Annotated in this window: 16 protein-coding genes and 2 tRNA genes; 6 read left to right on the forward strand and 12 right to left on the reverse strand. The window is 65.0% G+C overall.

Annotated features, from left to right (window positions below):
* Positions 1–4 precede the first annotated feature (4 nt).
* The 3 genes from ACLJEU_RS19485 to ald all read right to left on the reverse strand — a co-directional run bounded on the left by ACLJEU_RS19485 (position 5) and on the right by ald (position 3,929).
* A complete protein-coding gene (locus ACLJEU_RS19485) occupies positions 5–1,819 on the reverse strand; it encodes a hypothetical protein (protein ID WP_414664178.1) in 1,815 nt (604 codons plus the stop codon).
* An 85-nt stretch (positions 1,820–1,904) separates the two neighbouring features.
* Positions 1,905–2,762: an alpha/beta hydrolase gene (locus ACLJEU_RS19490; RefSeq protein ID WP_414664179.1), complete on the reverse strand. Its 858-nt coding sequence runs from the start codon at positions 2,760–2,762 to the stop codon at positions 1,905–1,907.
* Between the two features lie 78 nt (positions 2,763–2,840).
* Positions 2,841–3,929 (reverse strand): alanine dehydrogenase, encoded by a 1,089-nt coding sequence (ald, locus tag ACLJEU_RS19495; RefSeq protein WP_414664180.1) that lies wholly within the window; start codon positions 3,927–3,929, stop codon positions 2,841–2,843.
* Positions 3,930–3,977: 48 nt separating this feature from the next.
* On the opposite strand from ald, the gene ACLJEU_RS19500 reads away from it, so the two are divergent.
* Positions 3,978–4,547: a dihydrofolate reductase gene (locus tag ACLJEU_RS19500; protein WP_414664181.1), complete on the forward strand. Its 570-nt coding sequence runs from the start codon at positions 3,978–3,980 to the stop codon at positions 4,545–4,547.
* A gap of 78 nt (positions 4,548–4,625) precedes the next feature.
* On the opposite strand, the gene ACLJEU_RS19505 is transcribed toward ACLJEU_RS19500, so the two are convergent.
* Positions 4,626–5,150 (reverse strand): gamma carbonic anhydrase family protein, encoded by a 525-nt coding sequence (locus ACLJEU_RS19505; RefSeq protein ID WP_414664182.1) that lies wholly within the window; start codon positions 5,148–5,150, stop codon positions 4,626–4,628.
* 67 nt (positions 5,151–5,217) lie between these two features.
* Between ACLJEU_RS19505 and ACLJEU_RS19510 the strand changes: the two genes are divergently transcribed.
* The 3 genes from ACLJEU_RS19510 (at position 5,218) to ACLJEU_RS19520 (ending at position 10,111) form a co-directional block, all read left to right on the forward strand.
* Entirely contained in the window at positions 5,218–6,516 is a 1,299-nt protein-coding gene (locus tag ACLJEU_RS19510) for a NupC/NupG family nucleoside CNT transporter (protein WP_414664183.1), read from the forward strand.
* 133 nt (positions 6,517–6,649) lie between these two features.
* On the forward strand, positions 6,650–8,764 hold the full coding sequence (locus ACLJEU_RS19515; RefSeq protein ID WP_414664184.1) for a sodium:solute symporter family protein: 2,115 nt from the start codon (positions 6,650–6,652) through the stop codon (positions 8,762–8,764).
* A gap of 36 nt (positions 8,765–8,800) precedes the next feature.
* On the forward strand, positions 8,801–10,111 hold the full coding sequence (locus ACLJEU_RS19520; RefSeq protein ID WP_414664185.1) for a sodium/glutamate symporter: 1,311 nt from the start codon (positions 8,801–8,803) through the stop codon (positions 10,109–10,111).
* A gap of 98 nt (positions 10,112–10,209) precedes the next feature.
* Here the strand turns inward: ACLJEU_RS19520 and ACLJEU_RS19525 are convergent, their stop codons facing one another.
* From ACLJEU_RS19525 to argH, 7 genes are all read right to left on the reverse strand, one after another.
* The gene (locus tag ACLJEU_RS19525; RefSeq protein ID WP_414664186.1) at positions 10,210–10,587 is read right to left on the reverse strand and encodes a YdbL family protein; all 378 of its coding nucleotides are present in this window, start codon (positions 10,585–10,587) and stop codon (positions 10,210–10,212) included.
* A gap of 31 nt (positions 10,588–10,618) precedes the next feature.
* Entirely contained in the window at positions 10,619–10,795 is a 177-nt protein-coding gene (locus tag ACLJEU_RS19530) for a hypothetical protein (protein ID WP_414664187.1), read from the reverse strand.
* Positions 10,796–10,845: 50 nt separating this feature from the next.
* Positions 10,846–12,048, reverse strand: a complete 1,203-nt coding sequence (locus ACLJEU_RS19535) for an intermembrane phospholipid transport protein YdbH family protein (protein WP_414664188.1) — start codon at positions 12,046–12,048, stop codon at positions 10,846–10,848.
* 260 nt (positions 12,049–12,308) lie between these two features.
* Complete coding sequence (locus ACLJEU_RS19540; protein ID WP_414664189.1) at positions 12,309–14,900, reverse strand: glycogen/starch/alpha-glucan phosphorylase; 2,592 nt, start codon at positions 14,898–14,900, stop codon at positions 12,309–12,311.
* A gap of 271 nt (positions 14,901–15,171) precedes the next feature.
* Positions 15,172–16,998, reverse strand: coding sequence for a DNA mismatch repair endonuclease MutL (gene mutL, locus ACLJEU_RS19545; RefSeq protein ID WP_414664190.1), 1,827 nt, complete (start codon positions 16,996–16,998; stop codon positions 15,172–15,174).
* 68 nt (positions 16,999–17,066) lie between these two features.
* A complete protein-coding gene (locus tag ACLJEU_RS19550; protein WP_414664191.1) occupies positions 17,067–18,467 on the reverse strand; it encodes a hypothetical protein in 1,401 nt (466 codons plus the stop codon).
* Positions 18,468–18,545: 78 nt separating this feature from the next.
* Positions 18,546–19,949: an argininosuccinate lyase gene (gene argH / locus ACLJEU_RS19555; RefSeq protein ID WP_414664192.1), complete on the reverse strand. Its 1,404-nt coding sequence runs from the start codon at positions 19,947–19,949 to the stop codon at positions 18,546–18,548.
* Positions 19,950–20,075: 126 nt separating this feature from the next.
* Here argH and ACLJEU_RS19560 point away from each other — a divergent pair, with 126 nt between their 5' ends.
* The gene (locus ACLJEU_RS19560) at positions 20,076–20,582 is read left to right on the forward strand and encodes a hypothetical protein (protein ID WP_414664193.1); all 507 of its coding nucleotides are present in this window, start codon (positions 20,076–20,078) and stop codon (positions 20,580–20,582) included.
* 1 nt (position 20,583) lies between these two features.
* On the opposite strand, the gene ACLJEU_RS19565 is transcribed toward ACLJEU_RS19560, so the two are convergent.
* Positions 20,584–20,660, reverse strand: a tRNA-Arg gene (locus tag ACLJEU_RS19565).
* Between the two features lie 105 nt (positions 20,661–20,765).
* On the opposite strand from ACLJEU_RS19565, the gene ACLJEU_RS19570 reads away from it, so the two are divergent.
* Positions 20,766–20,842 (forward strand) — tRNA-Asp (locus ACLJEU_RS19570).
* Positions 20,843–21,165: the final 323 nt, after the last annotated feature.

Consider the following 21,165-nt stretch of genomic DNA (forward strand, 5'->3'; position numbering starts at 1 on the left):
TGTGTTACGGAGCCGGAGCCGGTCGAAGGCCGGCGCTTCCGGTGCGAGCGGCTTCGGCTTGCTTGCTGATTTCGCGCAGCACGCGTTGCGCCTCGGCCAGCACGGCCGGCTCGGGCTGCGTGGCGAGCAAGGCCTCGAGCCGCTGGCGGGCGGCGGCGGCGTCACCATCGTTCGCCCGCTCGACGGCAGCGCGCACGCCCTGGTAACCGCGCATCCGGCGCAGAACGCTTTCCATGTAAGTCCGCGACGAAGCATCGAGCGGGCGCGCCAGGGCGCGCTCGGCGATCGCGATGACCTGGTCGAGCTGGCCCTCGGCGGTCAGGCTCGTGATCGCCTCGCTCTCCGCCTTCAGCGTTTCGATTGCGAGGAGGCGCCGCGCGTACATCAGCCCGACGCCGTTGCCCGTCGGATGCCGGGCGCACAAGCGTTCGAGCCGTGCCCGGCCCTCCTCGGGCCGCCCCGCCCGCCCTTCCGCGGCGGCGAGCCCGGCCTCGATCATGGGATTGCCCGGCGACTGCACCAGGCCGCGCGCCAGCAGATCCATGTCGTCGGCGCGAAACGTCGCCATGCCATGCACCACGCCGGCGAGCCCTTCATAGGACGGCACGTGCGTCGGTGACAGCCCGATGGCCCGGCGAAAATCCGCGGCCGCCGCGTCCATCGCCCGCGGGTCGATCCCGAGATTCGGCAACCATGGCTCGGTCAACTCCGGCAGCCGCGCCACCGCCAGATTGTGATGCACGAGATAGCTCGTGGAACCCGCCGCCACCGCCTTGCCCAGCACGACTTGCGCGGTGACGAAGTCCTTCCGCCCGATCGCAACGTGACCGAGCAGCTCCCACGGCCGCGGATCGAGTGGCGCCAGCTCGGCCGCCCGGCCGAGATGCGGTTCAGCGTCCTCGGCCGTGCGGGCGCCCAGCAGCAGCGAGCCCTTGGCCAGGGCGATGTCCGCCGGTGCAGCGGGGCCGACCTTGATCCGCCGGGCGATGTCGTCCGTGACGCGCGGATACACGTGCTTGTGATAACTTCCGCTGGCGATGTAACGCCGCAGCCGCCGATCGATCTCCGCGTAGTCCGCGCCGAAGGCGGTGAAGAACGCATCGTCCGGCGACCGTACGATGGGCAGCAGATCGAGGTAACGCCGGACCGCAGCCGGCCCCGGTGAACCTTCGCCGAAGTGGAGAAAGTGCACGAACGCCCAGGCCTGCGCGTAGAAGATGCTCGCGCGCGTCCCTTCGTTATAGAGCAGCGAGTCGCGTCCGATCCCGAGCAACTTCGGCAGCGGCAACAGTTGCTCGTCGCGCAGCCGGCCCACGTGCTCCTTGAGCGCGGCACCGAAGGCGTAGGTTTTTGCACTGGGCACCTCGAACGTCGCGTACACCTCGGCCAGCCCCTCCCCGAGCCACAGCGGCAGGGAGCCGTCACCGGCGCTCAAGTGCCAGTGCACCGCCTCGTGGAAAATCACCCGCCGGGTCTCCTCGGCGTCGCGCGCGAGGCTGAGCATGATCGTGTTGATGTCGTTCGCGCGGACGAAGAACCCGCCCAGCCGCGCCGGCCGACCGTGCTCCAGCGGCAAATACGGCTGCATCGCGCGATCCTGTTTGAAGAGCACCACCGTCACCGGCCGCAGCCGCTCCACCGCGACGGGCATGGCGTGCTGCAGCCCGCGCCGGAACTGCTCGAACTCAATCGCCCAGCGCCGGGCCGCCGCTTCGCCCGCGGTGGTCAGCAGCGTGAAGTGGTCAGTCGTGACCTTGGACCACGTTTCGTCGGCCGCACGCGCGGCGCGTGGCCCACCAATCGCACTGAACGCGATCAACAGCGGAGCCGCCCACCGCCACCTGCATCGCACCCAATGAAAAACGCATCGGTCGGGCAGATCCCGGCCGGGTGCACGCTCGCGTTTACTTTTTGCCGAACACGGCATCGCCGGTCTCTTTCGCGGCAAACATGAAGGCGGCGTCGTGGCCGATGCCGGGCGTCTCGACCTTGCGCCAGTTGAACGTCCAGTTCCGTGCCCGGGCGAGCGCTTCCGCGGCCGCGTAACACGCGCGTCCGCGCTCGAGGCGGTGTTTGCCCTGCCGCATCGCGGCCGGACTATCGTCGAAGCTCGGCCGCGGATAAATGTCGTCGGTGCCCAGGTAGATCGTCAGCGGCGCGGCGAGGTAACGGCGCAGGACGTCGTCGCTGCTCAATTCCGCCGGCAGTCCGCCGAGCCCGTAGCCGAATTCCTGATCGCGGGTCGGAAACAGGTGCGAGCCCGGATTCGCGGCGACGATGCGCACCGCCTCGCCGGGCATGAAGGCGGCGAGCCGCACGAGAAACTGGCCGCCGGCGGAGTGACCGACGAGGTAGTACGGCATCGCCGGCTTCCCTTCGCGTTCGCGGATGTGCGCGACGATGCGAGGGACGGCGGCATAGGTCCACTGCTCCGGCGGCTGCACGCGGTTCTGCGCGTCGAGCAATCCGCCGCGCTGGTAACGCTCCAGCGGAAAACGGTCCTTGTCGAAGAGCGGCGCGACCACGATGGCCCCGAAGCGCTCAGCCATGGTGATGGCGAAATTGCGGTAGTCCTCGGCATTGCGAGCCACGCCGTGAAAGATCACGAGCAGCGGGCCGTCCTTGTAGGTGGGCGGCTTGTACGTGAACAGCGTGAGCGGCTCCGCGCCGTTCGCGTACTCGACGCGCGCCGGGCCTTTGGGCAACGGTTCGGCCTGAAGCGAAAAAGCGAGCAGCAGAAGGAAGGGAAGGAAGCGCAGCATGGAAAAGTGATCGTGGGAGCGCGGGCGTCCCGCCCGCTTCGATGGGATGCAGGCCGGCGGCCTGCGCTCCCGGGGATCCTAGGCGTAACCGAGCGCTTTCGCCACCGCGGGGTACGTGATTTTTCCGCCGCGGGTGTTCACGCCGCGGTGCAGGCCCTCGTGCTCCGCCAGCGCGCGATCCACGCCGCGCGACACCAGCATCACCAGATACGGCTCGGTCGCCTGGGTGAGGCCGAGCGTCGCGGTCCGGCCCACCAGCGCGGGCATGTTCGGCACCGCGTAGTGGATCACGCCGTGCTCGTTGTAGACGGGCTTCTCATGCGAGGTCGGCCGGATGCTCTCGATGCAGCCACCTTGGTCGATGGCGATGTCGACGATCACGCTGCCGGGCCGCATGCGGGCGACGGTCTTCGCCTTCACCACGATCGGGGCCTTGGCCGCGGGAATCAGCACCGCGCCAATCAGCAAATCCGCATCAGCCACCTCGGACTCGATGTTGGCCGGGTTGGACATCAACGTCACCACGCGGCCCCGGTACTCCATGTCGAGGCTCTCGAGCCGGCGCGTATCCAGATCGAGCACACTCACGCGCGCGCCCATGCCGACCGCCATCTGCACCGCGTGGCGACCCGAGTTTCCGGCGCCCACGACGACCACATGACCGGGCATCGTCCCGGGAATGCCGCCGAGCAGCACGCCCGAGCCGCCGTGCTGGGACTGCAGGAAATACGCGCCGATCTGAATCGAGAGCCGGCCGGCAATTTGCGACATCGGCTTCAGCAGCGGGAAACTGCCATCGACGCCCTCGACGGTCTCGTAGGCGATGCCGAGGATGTTTTTCTTGAGCAGGACCTTCGCCAGCTCCGGTCCGGCGGCGAGATGCAGGTAGGTGAAAATCGTCTGGCCGTCCTGCAACAGTGAATACTCGTCCGGCAACGGCTCCTTGACCTTGAGAATGAGATCAGCGGCGCGCCAGATGCGGGAAGGATCGCCCACGAGCGTGGCTCCGGCGGCGCGATACTCCGCATCCGTGAAACCGGCGACAACGCCGGCCCGCTTTTCAATCAGCACACGCGCGCCGAGCGAAACGCAGCGCCGGCACAGGCTGGGGGTCATCGAGACCCGGGTCTCACCAATCTTTATCTCTTTCGGGACGCCGATTGTCATCGCGGCAGCAAAAGCACGATGTAGGGGAATTACACGCCAAGAATCGCCATGCCCAAACTGCTGCATCTGATTGTCGCCTGTGCCGAGAACCGCGTGATCGGTCGACAGCAGCGGCTGCCCTGGTCGATCCCGGAGGATCTGCGGCATTTTCACCAGGAGACGGCGGGGAAAGTCTGCGTGCTCGGACGTGTTTGCTACGAGACTTGGCCGCGCGTGCGCCAGGACCGGCGGCGGCCGGTGGTGATCACGAGCCGTTCCCTGGCCGAACTTGCGCCGCGACCCACCGATGACACCAGCACGCCCCCCACGCTCGTGCGCGATCTCCCCGCCGCCCTCGCCGTGGCGGAGACGCTGCCCGGCGACATTTACATTTGCGGCGGGCAACGCATCTACGAGGAAACGCTCGCGCTGAATCGGCCGATGCTGCTCCACCTCACGCTGATCCATGCAGAGGTGCCCGGTGACAGGTTATTTCCCGAGTGGCGCCAGCTCCCGTGGCGCGAGCTCTCCCGTCGCGAGAGTAGTGACGCAAATTTCCGATACACGTTCAGCACGCTCGAATCCCCAGGGACCGGATCCCTGGGACCGCGACCGCCCTCGGTCGCTGCTGAAACCTAGACCGACTTCGATCCGTGCCGGTCAATGCGACCGGGGGCGGTCGCGGTCCCGGGGGCGCACTCGTTACCTACTCCAACTTCAACGCCTGCTCGCGTGCGCGGCCGCCACCACGACGTACTTCTCGGCCCAACGCCGCAGACCGGCCTGCTCGGCGTCCGTCAGCGGCCGCACGACTTTGGCCGGCGAACCGAGGATCATCGAACCCGGCGGGGCGACGAAACGCTGGGTGACCAGCGCATTGGCGCCCACAATACAGCGATCGCCGATCTGCGCGCCGTCGAGGACCGTCGCACCCATGCCGATCAGGCATTCATTGCCTATGGTGCAGGCGTGGATGATCGCGGCGTGTCCGATCGTCGTGTGATTGCCCACGGTCACGCCCAACGCATCCGCGAGGTGGACGATCGTGCCGTCCTGCACATTCGAGCCCTCGCCAATCACGATGGAATTGATGTCGCCCCGCAGGACGCTGCCGTACCACACGCTACTGCCCGCGCCGAGCGTCACATCGCCGATCACGGTCGCATTGGGGGCAACGAAGGCGGCGCGGGAGAGGTCCGGCGTCCGACCAAGATGGCGCGCGAGGCGTTCCGGGAGGGTCATACAAACTTCTTCTCGCGCACCCGGCCCCGGCCGGCAAGCTCGGCGTTCCCTCCTGCCTCCCCATTCCATGGACACTTTGACCAATGTCGGCCGCGGTTTGTTGGGCATTGCCGCTTTCATCGGCATTGCCTGGTGCTTCAGCTCCAACCGCCGGGCGATTTCCTGGCGCCTCGTGTTCACGGGCATGGCCCTCCAGATTGTATTCGGCTTGCTGGTACTGCGGGTGGACGCGGTGCGCGTGATCATCGATGGCGTGGGACGTTTCTTCGTGCGCATCCTCGATTTCAACGAGGCGGGCGCGCGCTTCCTGTTCGGCAACCTGCTCGATGCGTCGCAAGCCTGGGGCTTCCTCTTCGCCTTCAAGGTGCTGCCGACGATTATCTTTTTCTCCGCGCTGACCTCGCTGCTTTTCTATCTCGGGATTCTGCAGCGCATCGTGTTCGTCTTTGCCTGGGTGATGACGAAGACGATGAACCTCTCCGGCGCGGAAAGTCTCAGCGCCTCGGCCAACATCTTCCTCGGCCAGACGGAGGCGCCGCTGCTGATCAAACCCTACCTTGCGACGATGACGCGCTCGGAGTTGCTCGCCGTGATGGTGGGCGGCATGGCCACGATCGCGGGCGCCGTGATGGTCGCCTACATCAGCATGCTTGGCGGGCCGACGGAGGCGGGCCAGCTGCTCTTTGCGAAGCACCTCCTGACCGCCTCGGTGCTTTCCGCCCCGGCGGCGCTGCTCACCGCCAAGATCCTCGAACCGCAAACCGAGAACATCGATCGCAACATCGAGATTCCGCGGGAGAAGATCGGTGCCAACGCACTCGAGGCGATCGCGAACGGCACGACGGACGGACTGAAGCTGGCGATCAATGTCGGCGCTATGCTGCTGGTGTTCACGGCGATGGTGGCCTTCGTAAATTGGATTCTGTCCGCCGGCATCGGCGGTTGGAGCGGACTCAACGCCTGGATCGCCGAAACAACCAGCGGCCGATACACCGAGTTCACCCTGCAGTATGTGATGGGACTCGTGTTTGCCCCGCTCGCGTGGCTCATGGGCATTGACAGCGGTCAGCTGATGGTGGCCGGTCAGATCATCGGCGAGAAAACCATCCTCAACGAATTCTACGCCTACGGCACCCTCGCGACATTGAAGGACTCGGGCGTGCTTTCGGATCAGCGGGCGCAGGTGATCCTCACGTATGCGCTGTGCGGGTTCTCTAACATCGCATCGATCGGAATCCTAATCGGTGGCATCGGTGCACTTGCGCCCAACCAACGTCCGGTGCTCGCGCAGCTCGGCTTGAAGTCCCTGCTGGGCGGCAGCATCGCGTGCTTTTTGACGGCGTGCGTCGCCGCGATGCTGACTTAGGTTGAGCCGGCCGCAGAGCTCCCGCGAATCACGCGAACGCACGCGACTTTCCGAAGCGGGATCGCGATCGCACAAACCCCGGCTTGCCTTAGGCACAGCCGATTGTCTGCGTTTCTCCCCAACCCCTCCCTGCATGACTTTCCTCGGTCTCCATTGGTTCGATACCCTGATCCTCGTCGTCTACATCGTCGCGGTTCTGGCCATCGGCGAAATCCTCTCCCGGAAGGTCAAAGGCGAGAACGATTTCTTCCTCGCGGGCCGCAAGCTGGGCAAGTGGTTCCAGTTTTTCCTGAACTTCGGCAACATGACCGATCCGAGCGCGGCCGCGACGACGGCGAGCTCGGTCTACAAGCAGGGTGCGGGCGGCGTCTGGCTGGGACTGATCCCGCTCTTCATGACGCCCTACTATTGGTTCATGAACGTCTGGTTCCGGCGCGTGCGGCTCACGACGATCGCCGACTTGTTCGAGGACCGTTTCGGCCGCCGCTTCCTCGGCTCGCTCTACGCGGTGTTCGGAATTTTCGTCACGATCATCAGCATCGGCTTCGGCAATGTGGTCGGCCTCAAAACGCTCCAACCCATCATGGTGAAACAGGAATCCGCATACACGCCCGAGGAGGCGCAGCGGGTCCGCGATTACCACGAGTTCGTGCAGTTGCGAAAACAACGGGCCGAGGCGCCGCTCGCGGGAACGACCGCTGAGCGTTATGAGATGCTCAAGGGGCTGTACGATCGCGGCCAGTTGCAGTCGTACATTTCCCATCTCACGCCGATCGCGTTCTACGTCGCGTCGTCGGCCTTGGTCGCAATTTTCATCGTGCTCGGCGGACTCAAGGCCTCGGCCATGGTCGACGGCCTACAGGCTGTCCTCGTCATCGTCATTTCGCTCATCCTGATTCCCTTCGGCCTCGCGAAGATCGGCGGCCTGGCCGGCCTGCACGCGAAGGTCCCGGAACACATGATGCAGATCTTCGGCGCCAGCGGCGCCGGCGAGTACACGTGGTATTCGATCAGCGCGTTCCTGCTGGTGTCGTTCCTCGGCATCCACGCCGCGCACGGCAACATGAACATCAGTGGCTCCGCCAAGAACGAACTCGCCGCCCGCCTCGGCGCCGTGTCCGGCGGATTCGGCAAGCGCTTCATGACGATCGGCTGGTGTTTCTGCGGCCTGATCGCCATCGCGCTCTACGGTCCGAATCTGTCCGACCCCGATCAGACGTGGGGCCTGCTCACGCGCACGCTGCTGCCCGTCGGACTCGTCGGCGTCATGATCATCGGCATCCTCGGCGGCAAACTCGCCTACCTCGGCGCGGTCTCGATCGTCACGTCCGCGCTGGTCGTGAAGAATCTCTATGAGCCGCTCTGGCCCGGAAAGTCCGCGCGCCACTATATGATTGTCGCCCGCGCGACGATCCCGGTGGTGCTGATCCTCGGCATCGGCGTCGCGCTGTATCTGACGAGCGCGGTGGCGTTGTTGAAATTCATCATCGCCCTGCAGGTCACTTGGGGCGCGCCCATCATGATGATCTTCATCTGGCGTCGACTGACCGAGACGGCGGTGCGCGTGCAGGTCATCGTCACGCTGCTCTTCATCGGCGTGATTCCGTGGGTCGTGTCGGCCGTCCCGTCGCTGCGGCAATCCGCAGCGCTGACCGAGATGACGAAAGAACGCATGGGTGAGGCGCGCGTGCGGGCCGACGCCGCCGATGTCACCGCCGGCCGCGCCGCCGCCGTCGGCACGCTCATCACGAAGCCGCAGCGCATCGAACCGGTTGCGGTCTTCTTCGAGGAAGGCGTAGCCCGGGTGGATCCCAAGGATCTCTCTTCGCCGAAGTCGGGCGTCGGTCGTTTCAACATCGAAATCTATCTCGTGTCGCGCCTGGGGGTCGACGTCACCACGCTCTCGCCCGCGGTGCTGCTCACGCTGCGGTACGTCGTCGATGCCGTGCTGCCGCTTTTCCTCCTGGTGGTGGTGAGCCTGCTGACCGCCCCGACCGATCCGTTGCGCGTCGCGCGCTTCCACGCCCGGCTGAAGACCCCGGTCGGTGCGACGCCGGAGGATGACGTTGTGGCGGTCGCCGCGAGCGCGGCCAAGCCGGATCGTTTCGATCACACGAAAGTCTTCCCGCGATCGAATTGGGAGTTCACGAAATGGGATCGGCAGGACTTCCTCGGCTTCATGGGCTGCTGCGCCTTCGTCGGTTTCATCCTCATCTTCTTCAAGGCCGTGCTCGTCGTCGGCAGCTAAGGCGCACGCGCGCGCGATTCCTGCTTCGGTCTCACGATGCCTGCCGTCACGACCCATGCCTGGACCATCGGGCCGTTCACGCTGTTGCTGCTGGCCATTCCGGTCCTGCTGCTCGGCGAACAACTGGCGCGACGCCTCGGCTGGCTGGGCCGCTCCAACATTCCCGCGCCGATCATCGGCGGACTGATCGCGGCGATTGCCCTCGCGGCGATCGCCGAACTGCAGCCCGGCTGGGTGTCGCTGCAAGGGAGCACGGCAAACCCGTTCTGGCTCTGGCCGGTGCTGCCGCAGTGGGATTTCGCGGCCACGCGGCCCACCGACGTCGAACGTCCGCTGCTCATTCTCTTTTTCACCTGCATCGGTTTGAACGCGAGTTGGGGCGTCGCCCGCAGCGGGGGCTGGCCACTGGTGATGTACCTCGGACTCGCGACGGGCTTTGCGTTGCTGCAGACGGTGACGGGCGTCCTCACGGCGCTGGCGATGGGCCAGCACCCACTGATGGGGATCATGTGCAGCAGCGTGTCCTTGATGGGCGGCTTCGGCACCTCGGCGGGATTTGCGCCGGAATTTGAAAAGGCCGGACTCGTCGGTGCCGGCGCCATCGGGATCGCCTCGGCGGCGTTCGGCGTGATTGCCGGCGGCCTCATCGCCGGTCCGATCGCCGGGCGGTTGCTCACGCGCAACGCCGTCGCCAAGCCCGGGCGCGGCGGAACGAACACCGCAACGACGGGCGGCGACGACGACTCCGGCCACGGCTTCCTCGCCGAGGCGGCGGATCTTTTTCGTCACGCCGGCACCGTGCTCATTCATCTCGTGATTCTCCTGGTGTGCCTGAAGTTCGGGGCGTTCCTGAGCCGGATGATTCAGCAGGCCGGCATCACGTTTCCCGTCTACATGGGCTCGATGCTGGTGGCGGCCTTGGTGCGCAACACGCACGATGCCCTCGGCGGTAAATGGATCACCAACGAGCGGGTGGATGCCATCGCGTCCTTCGCGCTCACGTGGCTGCTGGCCGTCGTGATGATCGATCTGCAACTCAGCCAGCTGGCCCACGCCGCGCTGCCGATGCTCGCCATCCTCGCGGTGCAGGTCGTGCTGATTTCCGCCTTCGCGTATTGGATCGTGTTCCGCGTGATGGGCCGCGACTACGAGGCGGCGACGATGAGCGCCGGCATGATCGGCTTCGGGCTGGGAGCGACGTCCAACGCCGTCGCCACGATGCGCGTGCTCGCCCGGCGTTTCGGTCCGGCACCGCGGGCCTTTCTGATCGTGACCGTCGTCGGCGCGTTCCTGATCGATTTCACCAACGCGATCCTAATCACGACCGCGCTGAATTTCCTGAAGTAAGGTCGCCGTTTCCTACGCTAAAGGAGGAGACAGAATTTACAGAATGGGACAGAATCAGGCGAGGCGCCGATCTATTCCGTCCATTCTGTCTCTATGCCTCACTTCTTCTTCCAAGCGCCGGCCGTATCCTGAATCCAATGACCCGGGCGGGCGAGCCCGGCGATCTGCTGCGCACGCTGGCGGCCGACGGCGTCGGCGTTGGCCCCGGTCTTGGCCGCGATGTCGGCGTATACCGTGCGTCGGTCGGCGTTCTCCGCCGCGATGACCTGCTGCTCGGCGGCATCCGCCGCGCCGCGGGCTTCGAGGTAGCCGCGGTTCGTTTCTCCCGCCACGCCCTTGTCCTTGAGCGCGCTGACCGAACCTAGGCGCTGTTCAATGCGCGCCTTCACCTTGTTCAAGTCCTCCGCCGCGGAGGCAAACGAGGCCAGACTCAGGGCGGCGAACACAAAGACCAGACGGACGAAGAGGGATTTCATGGCAGTGAGACGTAAGTGGGCGGGACGTTATTCAGGGCGTGGGCGCAACCTTCTTGTCGAGGTCGCCGAAGAAGTCGTTGAGCGCTTTGTCGACCTTCACGTTCACATCCACGTTGATCTGAATCGGGTCGACCGTGTGGTGGGTCTTGATGCTGAGGCAGCCCACTTGGGCGAGCACGAGCGGGGCGAGGAGGAAAATGCGCTTCATGACGTGATTGAGGTTACCCATCAGACGACGGCATTCAACGAATGATTCATTTATCTCGCCCCACTGAACCGCAACCGGGAGTTCGTACCCAGGTCCGCGCCAATCTTGACCAGCTCCTCCAACGGGCCGCGCACGTTCACGTTCGCGTCGATGGGGGCCGTCAGTTCCGGATCGTTCGGTCCGCCGGCCAGATGCACCCACGCGGTGCGGCCCTGGGCGTCGCCCCGCGGTGTCAGCGTGACATCGAGCACGCGCGCCCGGATCGGGATCTCACCATTCTCCATCTTCTTGAAGCCGGGAAAATATTTCACGATTTCAGGCGGCAGACTCGTCGACAACCAGCCGGGTTTTACCGCGAGCCGCAGGTCGGCCGTCTCGCCCTGCCGCAACGACAGCCGCCCATTGCCGATCTGGATGCCAGTCGCATCGCGCCGCAGCGCCACATCGCCGTCCAGCCGCCCTTTTGCCTCGGCCAGAATTGGCGGCAGAAGAAACAGCATCTGGTCGACCGCGACGCCGTTCATCCGCGCAATGACGTCAAACTCGGGACGCTTGGTCGACATTACCAGTGATGGCACGGTCAGCTCGCCGCCGAAGACATCGATCGCCGCCTCGTTCACGCGCACCTGATCGCCCTCGAGTGCGAACTCGATCCGGCCCACGCCCAGCGCGACCACATCATAGCGCCCGCTGCGCCACGTGAACACCTGCGCCGGTTCGGTCCGCCGGGCGGCGAGGTCGGAGATCTCCACGTCCACCGAGATGCCCTCGAGCAGGACCTTGTGGGCGACGTCGTCGACCTTGCCGTCGCGCAGGCTGACGGTCGCGCGGCCGCCCAGCACGCCACCCTGCCACGTGCCGGCACCGTTGAGCCGCAAGGTGCCCGTCACCGCTGCCGCCGCGAACTCCGGCGCAACGTGCGGCGCGACCCAGCTGAACCACTCGGCCAAATCGATCTCGGCCTCGTCAATCCGCCACGCACCTTCGCCGCGAGGATCCAGCACGGCATCGCCGCGTACCTTGAATCCCGGGCCCTCGAGCGAAAACGCGATCGCCCGCTCGCGCGGTCGGGCGGCTTGCAGCGTGACGGTCCACTTCAACTCCGGCACCACGCCCGCCGGGCCCAGCAGGAATTCACCCGCGAGGTTGCCGTCGAGGGGCGGAAGTTTCCAGGGGTTAGAGGCCGCGAGGAGCGGGCACGCCAGCGCGACGCCACCGACGAAGGCGAAGACGCGGGACCGGATCCGGAACATGACGCCTAGATTCGGCAAACGCGCGCCGGTGGCTAGCCCAGAGTATGAACCCAAATTCCGCAGTTGTAGCTGAACCACGAAGGCACAGAGGCCACGGAGGAAAACCGTTTGCTGGAACTACGTTTGGCCAACGGAACTCACCGTCAGGGTGAATCCGTTCTTCATCTGCCTCCCGTTTTCCCTCTGTGCTCTCTGTGTCCGTGGTTCAACTGCGTGGCTACGAGCGCGACCGAGTGGATTCGAGCCGCGCTCCCCTTATCTCACGGCACGGCGACGGGCGTGAGCTTCCAAATGTCCTTCGCGTATTCGCGAATCGTCCGATCGCTCGAGAACTTGCCCATGCGTGCGGTGTTCAGGATCGCCATGCGCGCCCACTTGGCGCGGTCGCGATACGCGGCATCAACCCGCGCCTGACAGTCGCTGTAGCTGCGGAAATCCGCGAGCACGAGATACGGATCGCCGCCGTGCATCAGGCTGCCGTGGATCGGCGCGAACGCCGCGTGCTCGCCGGGCGAGAAGTAGTCGCTGCCGAGCCAGTCGATGATCGCGCGGAGCTCCTCGTCCTGGTGGTAGAGATCCCACGGGTTGTAACCCTTGGCGTGCAGCGCCTCGACCTCGTCGACGGTGAGACCGAAGATGAAGATGTTGTCGTCGCCGACCTCCTCCTTGATCTCGACGTTCGCGCCATCGAGCGTGCCGATGGTGAGCGCGCCGTTGAGCGAGAGCTTCATGTTGCCGGTGCCCGACGCCTCCTTGCCCGCGGTCGAAATCTGCTCGGACAAATCCGCCGCCGGAATGATTTTCTCCGCCAGCGACACGCGGTAGTTCGGCAGGAACGCCACCTTGAGTTTGCCGCCGAGACGCGTGTCGGCGTTGATGCGCGCGCCAATCACATTGATCGCGCGGATGATGTTCTTCGCGAGATCGTAGCCGGGCGCGGCCTTGGCGGCGAAGACGAACACGCGTGGCACGATGTCGAGCGACGGATTCTGCAGCAGCCGGCGATACAGCGCCATGATGTGCAGCAGATTCAAATGCTGCCGCTTGTACTCGTGGAGCCGCTTGATCTGCACATCGAAGAGCGCGTCGGGTGAAACGGTCACGCCGCACTCCGCCTGAATCACTGCGGCGAGATCCACTTTGTTCGCGCGCTTGATCGCCATGAACTCCTGCTGGAAGACGGCGTCGTCGGCGAACTTCTCCAGGCCGAGCAGCTGATCGAGATCGCGCGGCCAGCCGGTGCCGAGTTTGTCGGTGATGAGCGCAGCAAGCCGGAGATTACTCTTCAGCAGCCAGCGACGCGGCGTGATGCCGTTGGTCTTGTTCTGGAATTTGCCGGGGTAGAGGGAGTCGAATTCCGGGAAGAGATGTTTCTTCAACAGCTGCGTGTGCAGCGCGGCCACGCCGTTGACGGCGTGCGAGCCGACGACCGCGAGGTTGGCCATGCGCACCGCCTTGCCGTGATTCTCCTCGATGAGCGAGCAGATGCGCTTCTTCTCGTTGTCGCCCGGCCAGTGCGCCTCGACCGTCTGCATGACGCGCACGTTGATGTCGAAAATGATCTGGAGATGCCGCGGCAGTACGCGCTCGAAGAGACCGACGCCCCACTTCTCCAGCGCCTCGGGCAGCAGCGTGTGATTGGTGTACGCGAACGTGCGCGTGACGATGCCCCACGCCGTTTCCCAGCCCACCTGATGTTCGTCGAGCAGGATGCGCATCAGCTCGACGATCGAGATCGCCGGATGCGTGTCGTTGAGTTGCACCGCGACCTTGTCTGCGAAGTTATCCCAGGAATTGCCGGGCGTGCGGAAGTGACGGCGCAGGATGTCGCGCAGCGAACACGCGACGAAGAAGTATTGCTGCACGAGCCGCAGTTCCTTGCCGGCCTCGCTCTTGTCGTTCGGATAAAGGACCTTTGAGACGGTCTCGCCGACGGCCTTCTCGCGCACCGCCTCGACGTATCCGCCGCTGTTGAACGCCGCCAAATCGAAATCCTCCGTGGCCTTCGACGCCCACAGCCGGAGCAGATTCACGGTCTTCGTGCCGAAGCCGGCGATCGGAATATCATGCGGGACGCCGAGGATGGTCTTGGTATCCACCCAGCGCGGACGGTAGTTGCCGCGATCGTCGAACACGTTTTCCACGCGGCCGTAGAGGCGGACCTGCTGCGTGTACTCGGGGCGGACAATTTCCCACGGATCGCCGAAGATGATCCAGTTGTCGGGATGCTCGACTTGGTGGCCGTTGATGAAGCCCTGCTTGAACAGGCCGAACTCGTAATAGATGCCGTAGCCGAGCGCCGGATAGTCGAGCGTCGCGAGCGAATCGAGGAAACAGGCCGCGAGCCGGCCGAGGCCACCGTTGCCGAGCCCCATGTCGACTTCAGATTCGCGAATCGAATCGAAGTCCTGGCCAAGCGAGGCCAGCGCCGCCTTTGCCGTATCGTAGAGGCCGGTGGCGGTCAGGTTGCTGCCAAACAGCCGCCCCATCAGGTACTCGAGAGAGAAGTAGTAAATCCGGCGGACATTCTGCGCGTTGTGCACCGCCTGCGTCGCGATCATCCGCTCGTGAATCGTGTCGCGCAACGCGAGCACCGTGGCCACCCACCAGTCGCGAGGCGTGGCCGAGCCGGTGTGCCGCGCGAGCGTGGACACCAGGTGCCGCTGCACCAGCGAACGCATCACCGCCTCGGGACTGTCGCCGGACGCCTGCGGATGGTGAATCGCCTTCAGATCACCCATGGGCGTGAACGGCGCTGTGCTGGAAGGACCGCTCAGGGCGTCACTTCGGGCGGAAACAGCAGCGGCAGGCTTGGCGGTGCGGGAGGCACTGGATTTGGCGGCGGGCGGCATGAGTGAGGAGGAGGACCTTGTAGAACGATTCGTGCCAGAGCGAGCGAAGGTTAAGTGATATTTTCGCTACGTGAACGGTTTAGCCCGGCTCCCGCAGTTGAACGTTGAAAGGTGAAAGTTGAAAGATCCGGAAACAGACCAAACACCGTGGATTAGGCTCGAATGCAGGTACTCACCAATCGGTGGAAAAACTGCCCGTACTCTATGACCGTTGGAAACCGCCGGGGGCTTTCAACCTTCAGCTTTCACCTTTCAACCGCCTTGCTCAGCCTCAGCGTTGAAACCGCCGGGCGAGTTCGCCGTGGTTCAGTTCGATAAACGTGGGCCGGCCGGCGGGACTCGACAGCGGCGTGCGCGTCGCGAAGAGCTGCGTCACCAGCGCCCGCACGCCGGCTTCTCCCCCGCCGTCGGGCAGGCGCACGGCCTTGGCGGCGGCGAGCCGCGCGAGTTCGTCGTGGGCGAGATCGGTGTTGCGATCCGGAATGACGCCCTCGCGAAACGCGCCGATCAAATCGCGGAGAAACGGCTCGGCGTCGGCCGGTTCCATCCAAGCCGGGACCGCCTCGATCCGGAAAAAATTCCGCCCGAACTCGCCGATCTCGAAGCCGTGTTCCTGGAGAAATTTCAGGCGATCGAGCAGCAGGGTGGCCGCGATGGCGTCGAGCTCGATCGGAATCGCCAGCAACAGCCGCTGGCTGGAAACGCGTCCGGCGCGAAACTCCTCCCGCAACCGCTCGAACCACACGCGTTCGTGCGCCGCACGTCGGTCGAGAAGCACGATGCCCGCCGCGGTTTCAAACAACGCGTAGCTGCCGTGGGCGAAACCGAGAAAACGCCAGGCGGGAGCGGACGAGACCGAAACCGGAGACCGGAGACCGGAAACCGGAGGATTGAAACCGGAGACCGGAGACCGGAAACCGGAAACGGCTACGGGTACATGCAATGTTGCAAGATCCGCGCGATGAATCGCAGGCCCAGCCGACGTGATTTCCGCGGAGTGTTTCCGGTCTCCGGTTTCCGGTTTCCGGTTTTCCCCAGCGGTTTCCGATCTCCGGTTTTCCTCAGTTGTCTCCGGTTTCCGGTCTCCGGTTTCCGGTTTCGACAGCTCCGCCATTGTCCTGAGTCGCTGCAGCACGCTGCGAATCACAAAGCCCCGGACCTGCGCCTCGCTGCGGAAGCGGACTTCGCGTTTCGCCGGATGCACGTTCACGTCGACGGCCGCGGGATCGCATTCGAAAAACACGAACGCGAGCGGGTAGCGGCCTTTCGGCAGCGATTCGTGATAACTCTCAATCAGCGCATAGTTGAGGGTCTTGCTGTCCACGGGCCGCGCGTTCACGAACACGATCATCTCGTGCCGGGTCGAGCGCCCCACCCCGGGTTTGCCCACCAGCCCGCTCAGCCGCAGGCCGGTTTCAGCCTGATCGATCGGAATCAGCGACTCGGCGATCTGCCGGCCGAAAATCTCCGCGATCCGTTCCTCGAGGGTGCGACACTCCGGCGAGCGGAAAATAATCCGCCCATCTTCGATCAAGGTGAACGCCGTGCGCGGACAGGCCAGCGCGTACAGGCGCACGCAGTGCACGATGTGCGCGGCCTCGGTCTGATCCGTCTTCAGAAATTTCCGGCGCGCCGGCACCGAGTTGAACAGATGCGTGACCTCGATCCGCGTGCCCACCGGCCGGCCGCACTCGCGCACGTGCACGAACTTCCCGCCGTTCACGAGGATCTCCGTGCCCACATCGCTGCCCGTCTCGCGCGTCTGCAGTTCAAAACGCGACACGCTCGCAATCGACGGCAGCGCCTCGCCGCGAAAACCATAGCTCGCGAGCCGATCGAGATCCGCCGCCTCGGCTATCTTGCTCGTGGCATGACGCTCGAGCGCGGTCAGCGCGTCGTCGCGCGACATGCCGTGGCCGTTGTCCTCGATGCGCATCAGCGACCGGCCGCCATGACGGAACTCCACCTCGATCCGCGTCGCGCCGGCATCGAGGGCGTTTTCGACCAGCTCCTTCACCACCGCCGCCGGCCGCTCGATCACCTCGCCAGCGGCGATCTGGTTGGCGACCCGGTCGGGAAGGATGCGGACTTTGGCCATGCGTTGAACCCAAGTTGGTCGGGGTTTCGGCGCGGCGCGTCAACACAGGCGTGCAGCCGGGCGCGACGTCACGGGTCGGGCTTTTTCGCCGGCTTCGTTTGGCCCAGCGACCGCGGCTCCACCAGATTCACCAGATACGTCACGGCACGAAACGGCCGCAGGATGGCATTGCCGATCAGAATCGGATCGACGGGCTGCCCCTTCTCCTCCGACAGCCGGCCCGCGAAGGAGAACAGCAGCACGGCGCCCACGCCGACCGTGACGAAGAACCACTGAAACACCTCCACGTTGATCCCGCGCGAGACGCCCTCACCGCTTTTCAAAAAGAGTCCCCACACAACCGGCGAAATGCCGCCGAAGCACGCCGTGACGGCGCCGTGCACCGATACGGCGAGCGTGCGCTCCTCGGCCGACACCACTTGCGGCAGGTACTTGAGATTCGCGATCGCCCACGTGGCCGCGCTCAGGCCGAGCAGGAAATAAACCACGAAGATGCCACCGACGCCGCCAAAACCGTTCTCCAGATAAAACCACCAATAGGTGCCGACGAGGGCGTAGAGCCCGAGCGCGAGGAGAAAGAACGGCCGCGCGCCCGTGACATCGATGCGCCGGCGAATCACCCACGCCGCCACCATCACCCCGGAATAACGCAGCACCTCGAACAACATGATCTGCCCGGTCGCGAGCTTCGGTCCCACCTTCAGGTAATAGGCCGCGAACGGCGGGATCGGCGTGACGAGAATGGCACCGGCGACCGAGAGCCACACATAGCGGCGAAAATGCGACGCCTTGAACAGATGCCGCGGCGTATCCCGAAACACCGTACGCAGGCTGATCGACTTCGGGCGCTCGGCGTCGGGCAGCTGCTTGAGCGAGTAATAGCTGATCGTCGAGCCGAGCAGCGCGATCACGTATTGGGCCAGCAGGGCCGGATAGACCGGCAGCAGCGCAAACAACGCCGCGCTCGCCAGCAGGGTGCCGACGCCCGCGACGGCAGAGACGAATTGATCGGAGGCGAAATAGCGTCCGCGCACCGCTTCGGGCAGGATCGCATAGAACCAGGACGTGCCGGACGCCGCGCCAATCGAGCGAAAGACGCAGAAGAAAAACACGCTCCACACCAGCACCTGCACCATCCACGGCTGCTCGCCACGCGCGGCCACGAGCGTCAGAAGCGCCGGCACTGCGAGAAAGAAACTGCGCGTGCGCCAGCCGCCGAGCATCACCGCCTTGAAGCCATACCGCGGCAGCAGCGCCGTCGACACGATCTGCAGGGGCGTCAGTACGAATACGAACGAGTAAGCCAGTCCGACCTGAAACGGCGTCGCACCGAGTTGCTCCGCAAACAGCACCATCGGCGTGCCAATGCCGATCTGCCACGCCAGGGCGTTGAAGAACGCGAAGACCAGGCCGGGCCGGAATGGCGCCAGGTCCGGATCAGACTTCGCGGTCGGAAAAAGCGACGCCATGACGAAAGGTGGGAGCGCGGATCTTCCATCCGCAAGCCTGGCTCAGCGGGCGCGATGCCCGCACTTCCGGGCAACGCCTCACTCGTTGAGAATCTTTTTCCAGCGCGCGAATTGCTTCACGACCTGCTTCGGCCCCGGCATGCCGGTGCCCTCGCGCTTGGACAACGCCCGCTTGAGATCGAACACATCGGCCCAGTCGGCTTCGAACGCCTTGTGCACCTGCTGCACGTCCGCAGTGGAAAGCTGGTTGATCTCGACGTTGTTTTTCTCGGCGAGCCGCACAACGGCACCGACTGCATGATGGGCATCGCGGAACGGCACGCCCTTCAGCACGAGATAATCCGCGAGGTCCGTCGCCAGCAGCCCCGGATCGCGCACCGCCGAGGCGCAGCGGTCGCGATTCAACGTGATGCCTGCCAGCGTGCCGGCCAGCACATCGGCGCAGAGCGCGGTCTGATCAAAGCTGTCGAACACCGGCGGCTTGTCCTCCTGCAGATCACGATTGTAGGTCAGGGGCAGACCCTTCGCGAGCGTCAGCAGCGTGTGGAGATTGCCCTGCAGGCGCGCCGACTTCCCGCGCAGGAGTTCGCACGAGTCCGGGTTCTTCTTCTGCGGCATCAACGACGACCCGGTGCAAAACGTGTCGGGCAGATCGATGAATTTGAACTCCGCGCTGCTCCAGAGGATCAAGTCCTCGGCGATGCGCGAGAGATGCACGCCAAACAGCGCGCAGGCGCTGGCGAACTCGATGAACAAATCCCGGTCGGCGACCGTATCCATGGAGTTCTGCGTGACCTGCGGCCGGCCCTTGGCGTCGACGAAACCCAGCGCCTTGGCGGAAAACTCGCGGTCGATCGGAAGCGTGGTGCCGGCGATGGCACCGGAGCCGAGCGGACACCAGTTCGCGTGTGCGGCGACGTCCGCAAACCGCGCCCGATCGCGATCGAGCATCTCGAGCCAGGCGAAGAGATGGTGCGACAGCACGACGGGCTGCGCGCGTTGCAGGTGGGTGTAGCCCGGGATCATCACGTCGCGATTGGACTCCGCGAGCGTCAGCAGCGCGCGCTCGGCGCCGAGGATTTTTTCCCGTAACACGCCGCACGCGTGGCGGAAGAACAGCCGCATGTCCGTCGCGATTTGGTCGTTCCGACTGCGCGCCGTGTGGAGCTTGGCGGCCGCCGGCACGCGCTTGGTCAGCGCCTGCTCGATGTTCATGTGAACATCCTCGAGCTTCGTGTCCCAGGTGAATTTCCCTGCCGCGATGTCGGCCAGGATCACATCGAGTCCCGCGTGGATGGCGTCGCGTTCTGCCTCGGTGATGAGCCCGACGTGGGCCAGCATCGCAGAGTGCGCCTTGCTGCCGGCGACGTCGAACGGCGCCAGTCGGCGGTCGAATGACACCGACTCGCTGAACTGCAGCATCAACTCGGCGGGACCGGCGGAAAACCGCCCGCCCCACGTGACTTGGGAAGGCTTGGCCATAGCGCCGAGAGCTGACGCGGCCCGGGTCGGGCGCGCAATGGGAAAGATGGCCGGGCCGCGGTGCGCGTGCCTCCGCACCGGTGCCTCCGCACTTGCCGCGTCCGGCCGGCCTTGCACAGTGCGACCATGCATCCCTGCCTTTCCGCGCTCGTGCTGGGCTTTGCGCTCGTCGTGGGAGTGCGAGGCGCCGTGGCGGCGGAGTTTTATCCCGGGCAGTTCGCGCACGTGGACGTGGCGGCGACGAAGACGTCGATTTACGTCGGCACCGTGACGATGACGATGCCGCGCTTCACACGGGTCGGGGAGCGGTACGAGACGACCTACGCGGCGAAGGTTTTCCCGTATTTCTTCTCCAACGAGAGCGGCCGGCTGCACGTCGAGATTCCGGACGAGGCGTTGCAGCGTTTGAGCCGCGGCGAGCCGATCGAATTCAAGGGTCAGGCCGTGCGCACGGACGGCGCGGAACGTCGGATCGAGGGCAAGGCCACGCCACTCGACGCCCGCAGCGGGAAGATCAAAGTGCGGGTGTTCGTGTCCAAGCGCATCGAACTCATTTTCAACACCACGTATCACTTTCCGGAGCCTCCGGGAGTCGTGGGCGTGCCGGCGATCCCGCCGGCCGCAGAGCGCTGAATGGCGCGGTGGAGGTGACTCGAACACCCGACCGGCGGTTTAGAAAACCGCTGCTCTATCCAGCTGAGCTACCACCGCAAACCATGCCTGCACGGGTAAATTGTGGGGGCAAATGCGACAAGGGAAAACCACGCTTGACTCGCTTCCCGCCAAACCTACGTTCCGCCTCCTTTCCCATTTCACGGGGTGGTAGCTCAGTTGGTTAGAGCGTCTGCCTGTCACGCAGAAGGTCGCGGGTTCGAGTCCCGTCCATCCCGCCAGTTTTGAAACCCGTCAGCCCTAAGTGGCTGACGGGTTTTTGCTTTGGCAGTGATCAGGTCACCCGGCGCGTGCGCACAAAACGACCGCGCGCACAGGCAGTTCCCCGAGGTACCCAAGCACCCGGTGGCAAAGGGTCTGCCTGTTACACGTTAGCTGAACCGACGACAACGGGCTTTCTCGAACCCAATCCAAGTCCAAGGGCAGCAGCAGCGAGTTCAGTTGCTAACGTGTAACAGGCAGACCCCGTTGCATACGCCGTCCTGGAGGGCTCGCCCTCAGGTGTACGGCCAAACCAACGCTAACGAGACTGTCCGCTGCGCGC

Source organism: Terrisphaera buseokensis, from assembly GCF_047521145.2.
Lineage (GTDB): Bacteria > Verrucomicrobiota > Verrucomicrobiia > Opitutales > Opitutaceae > ER46.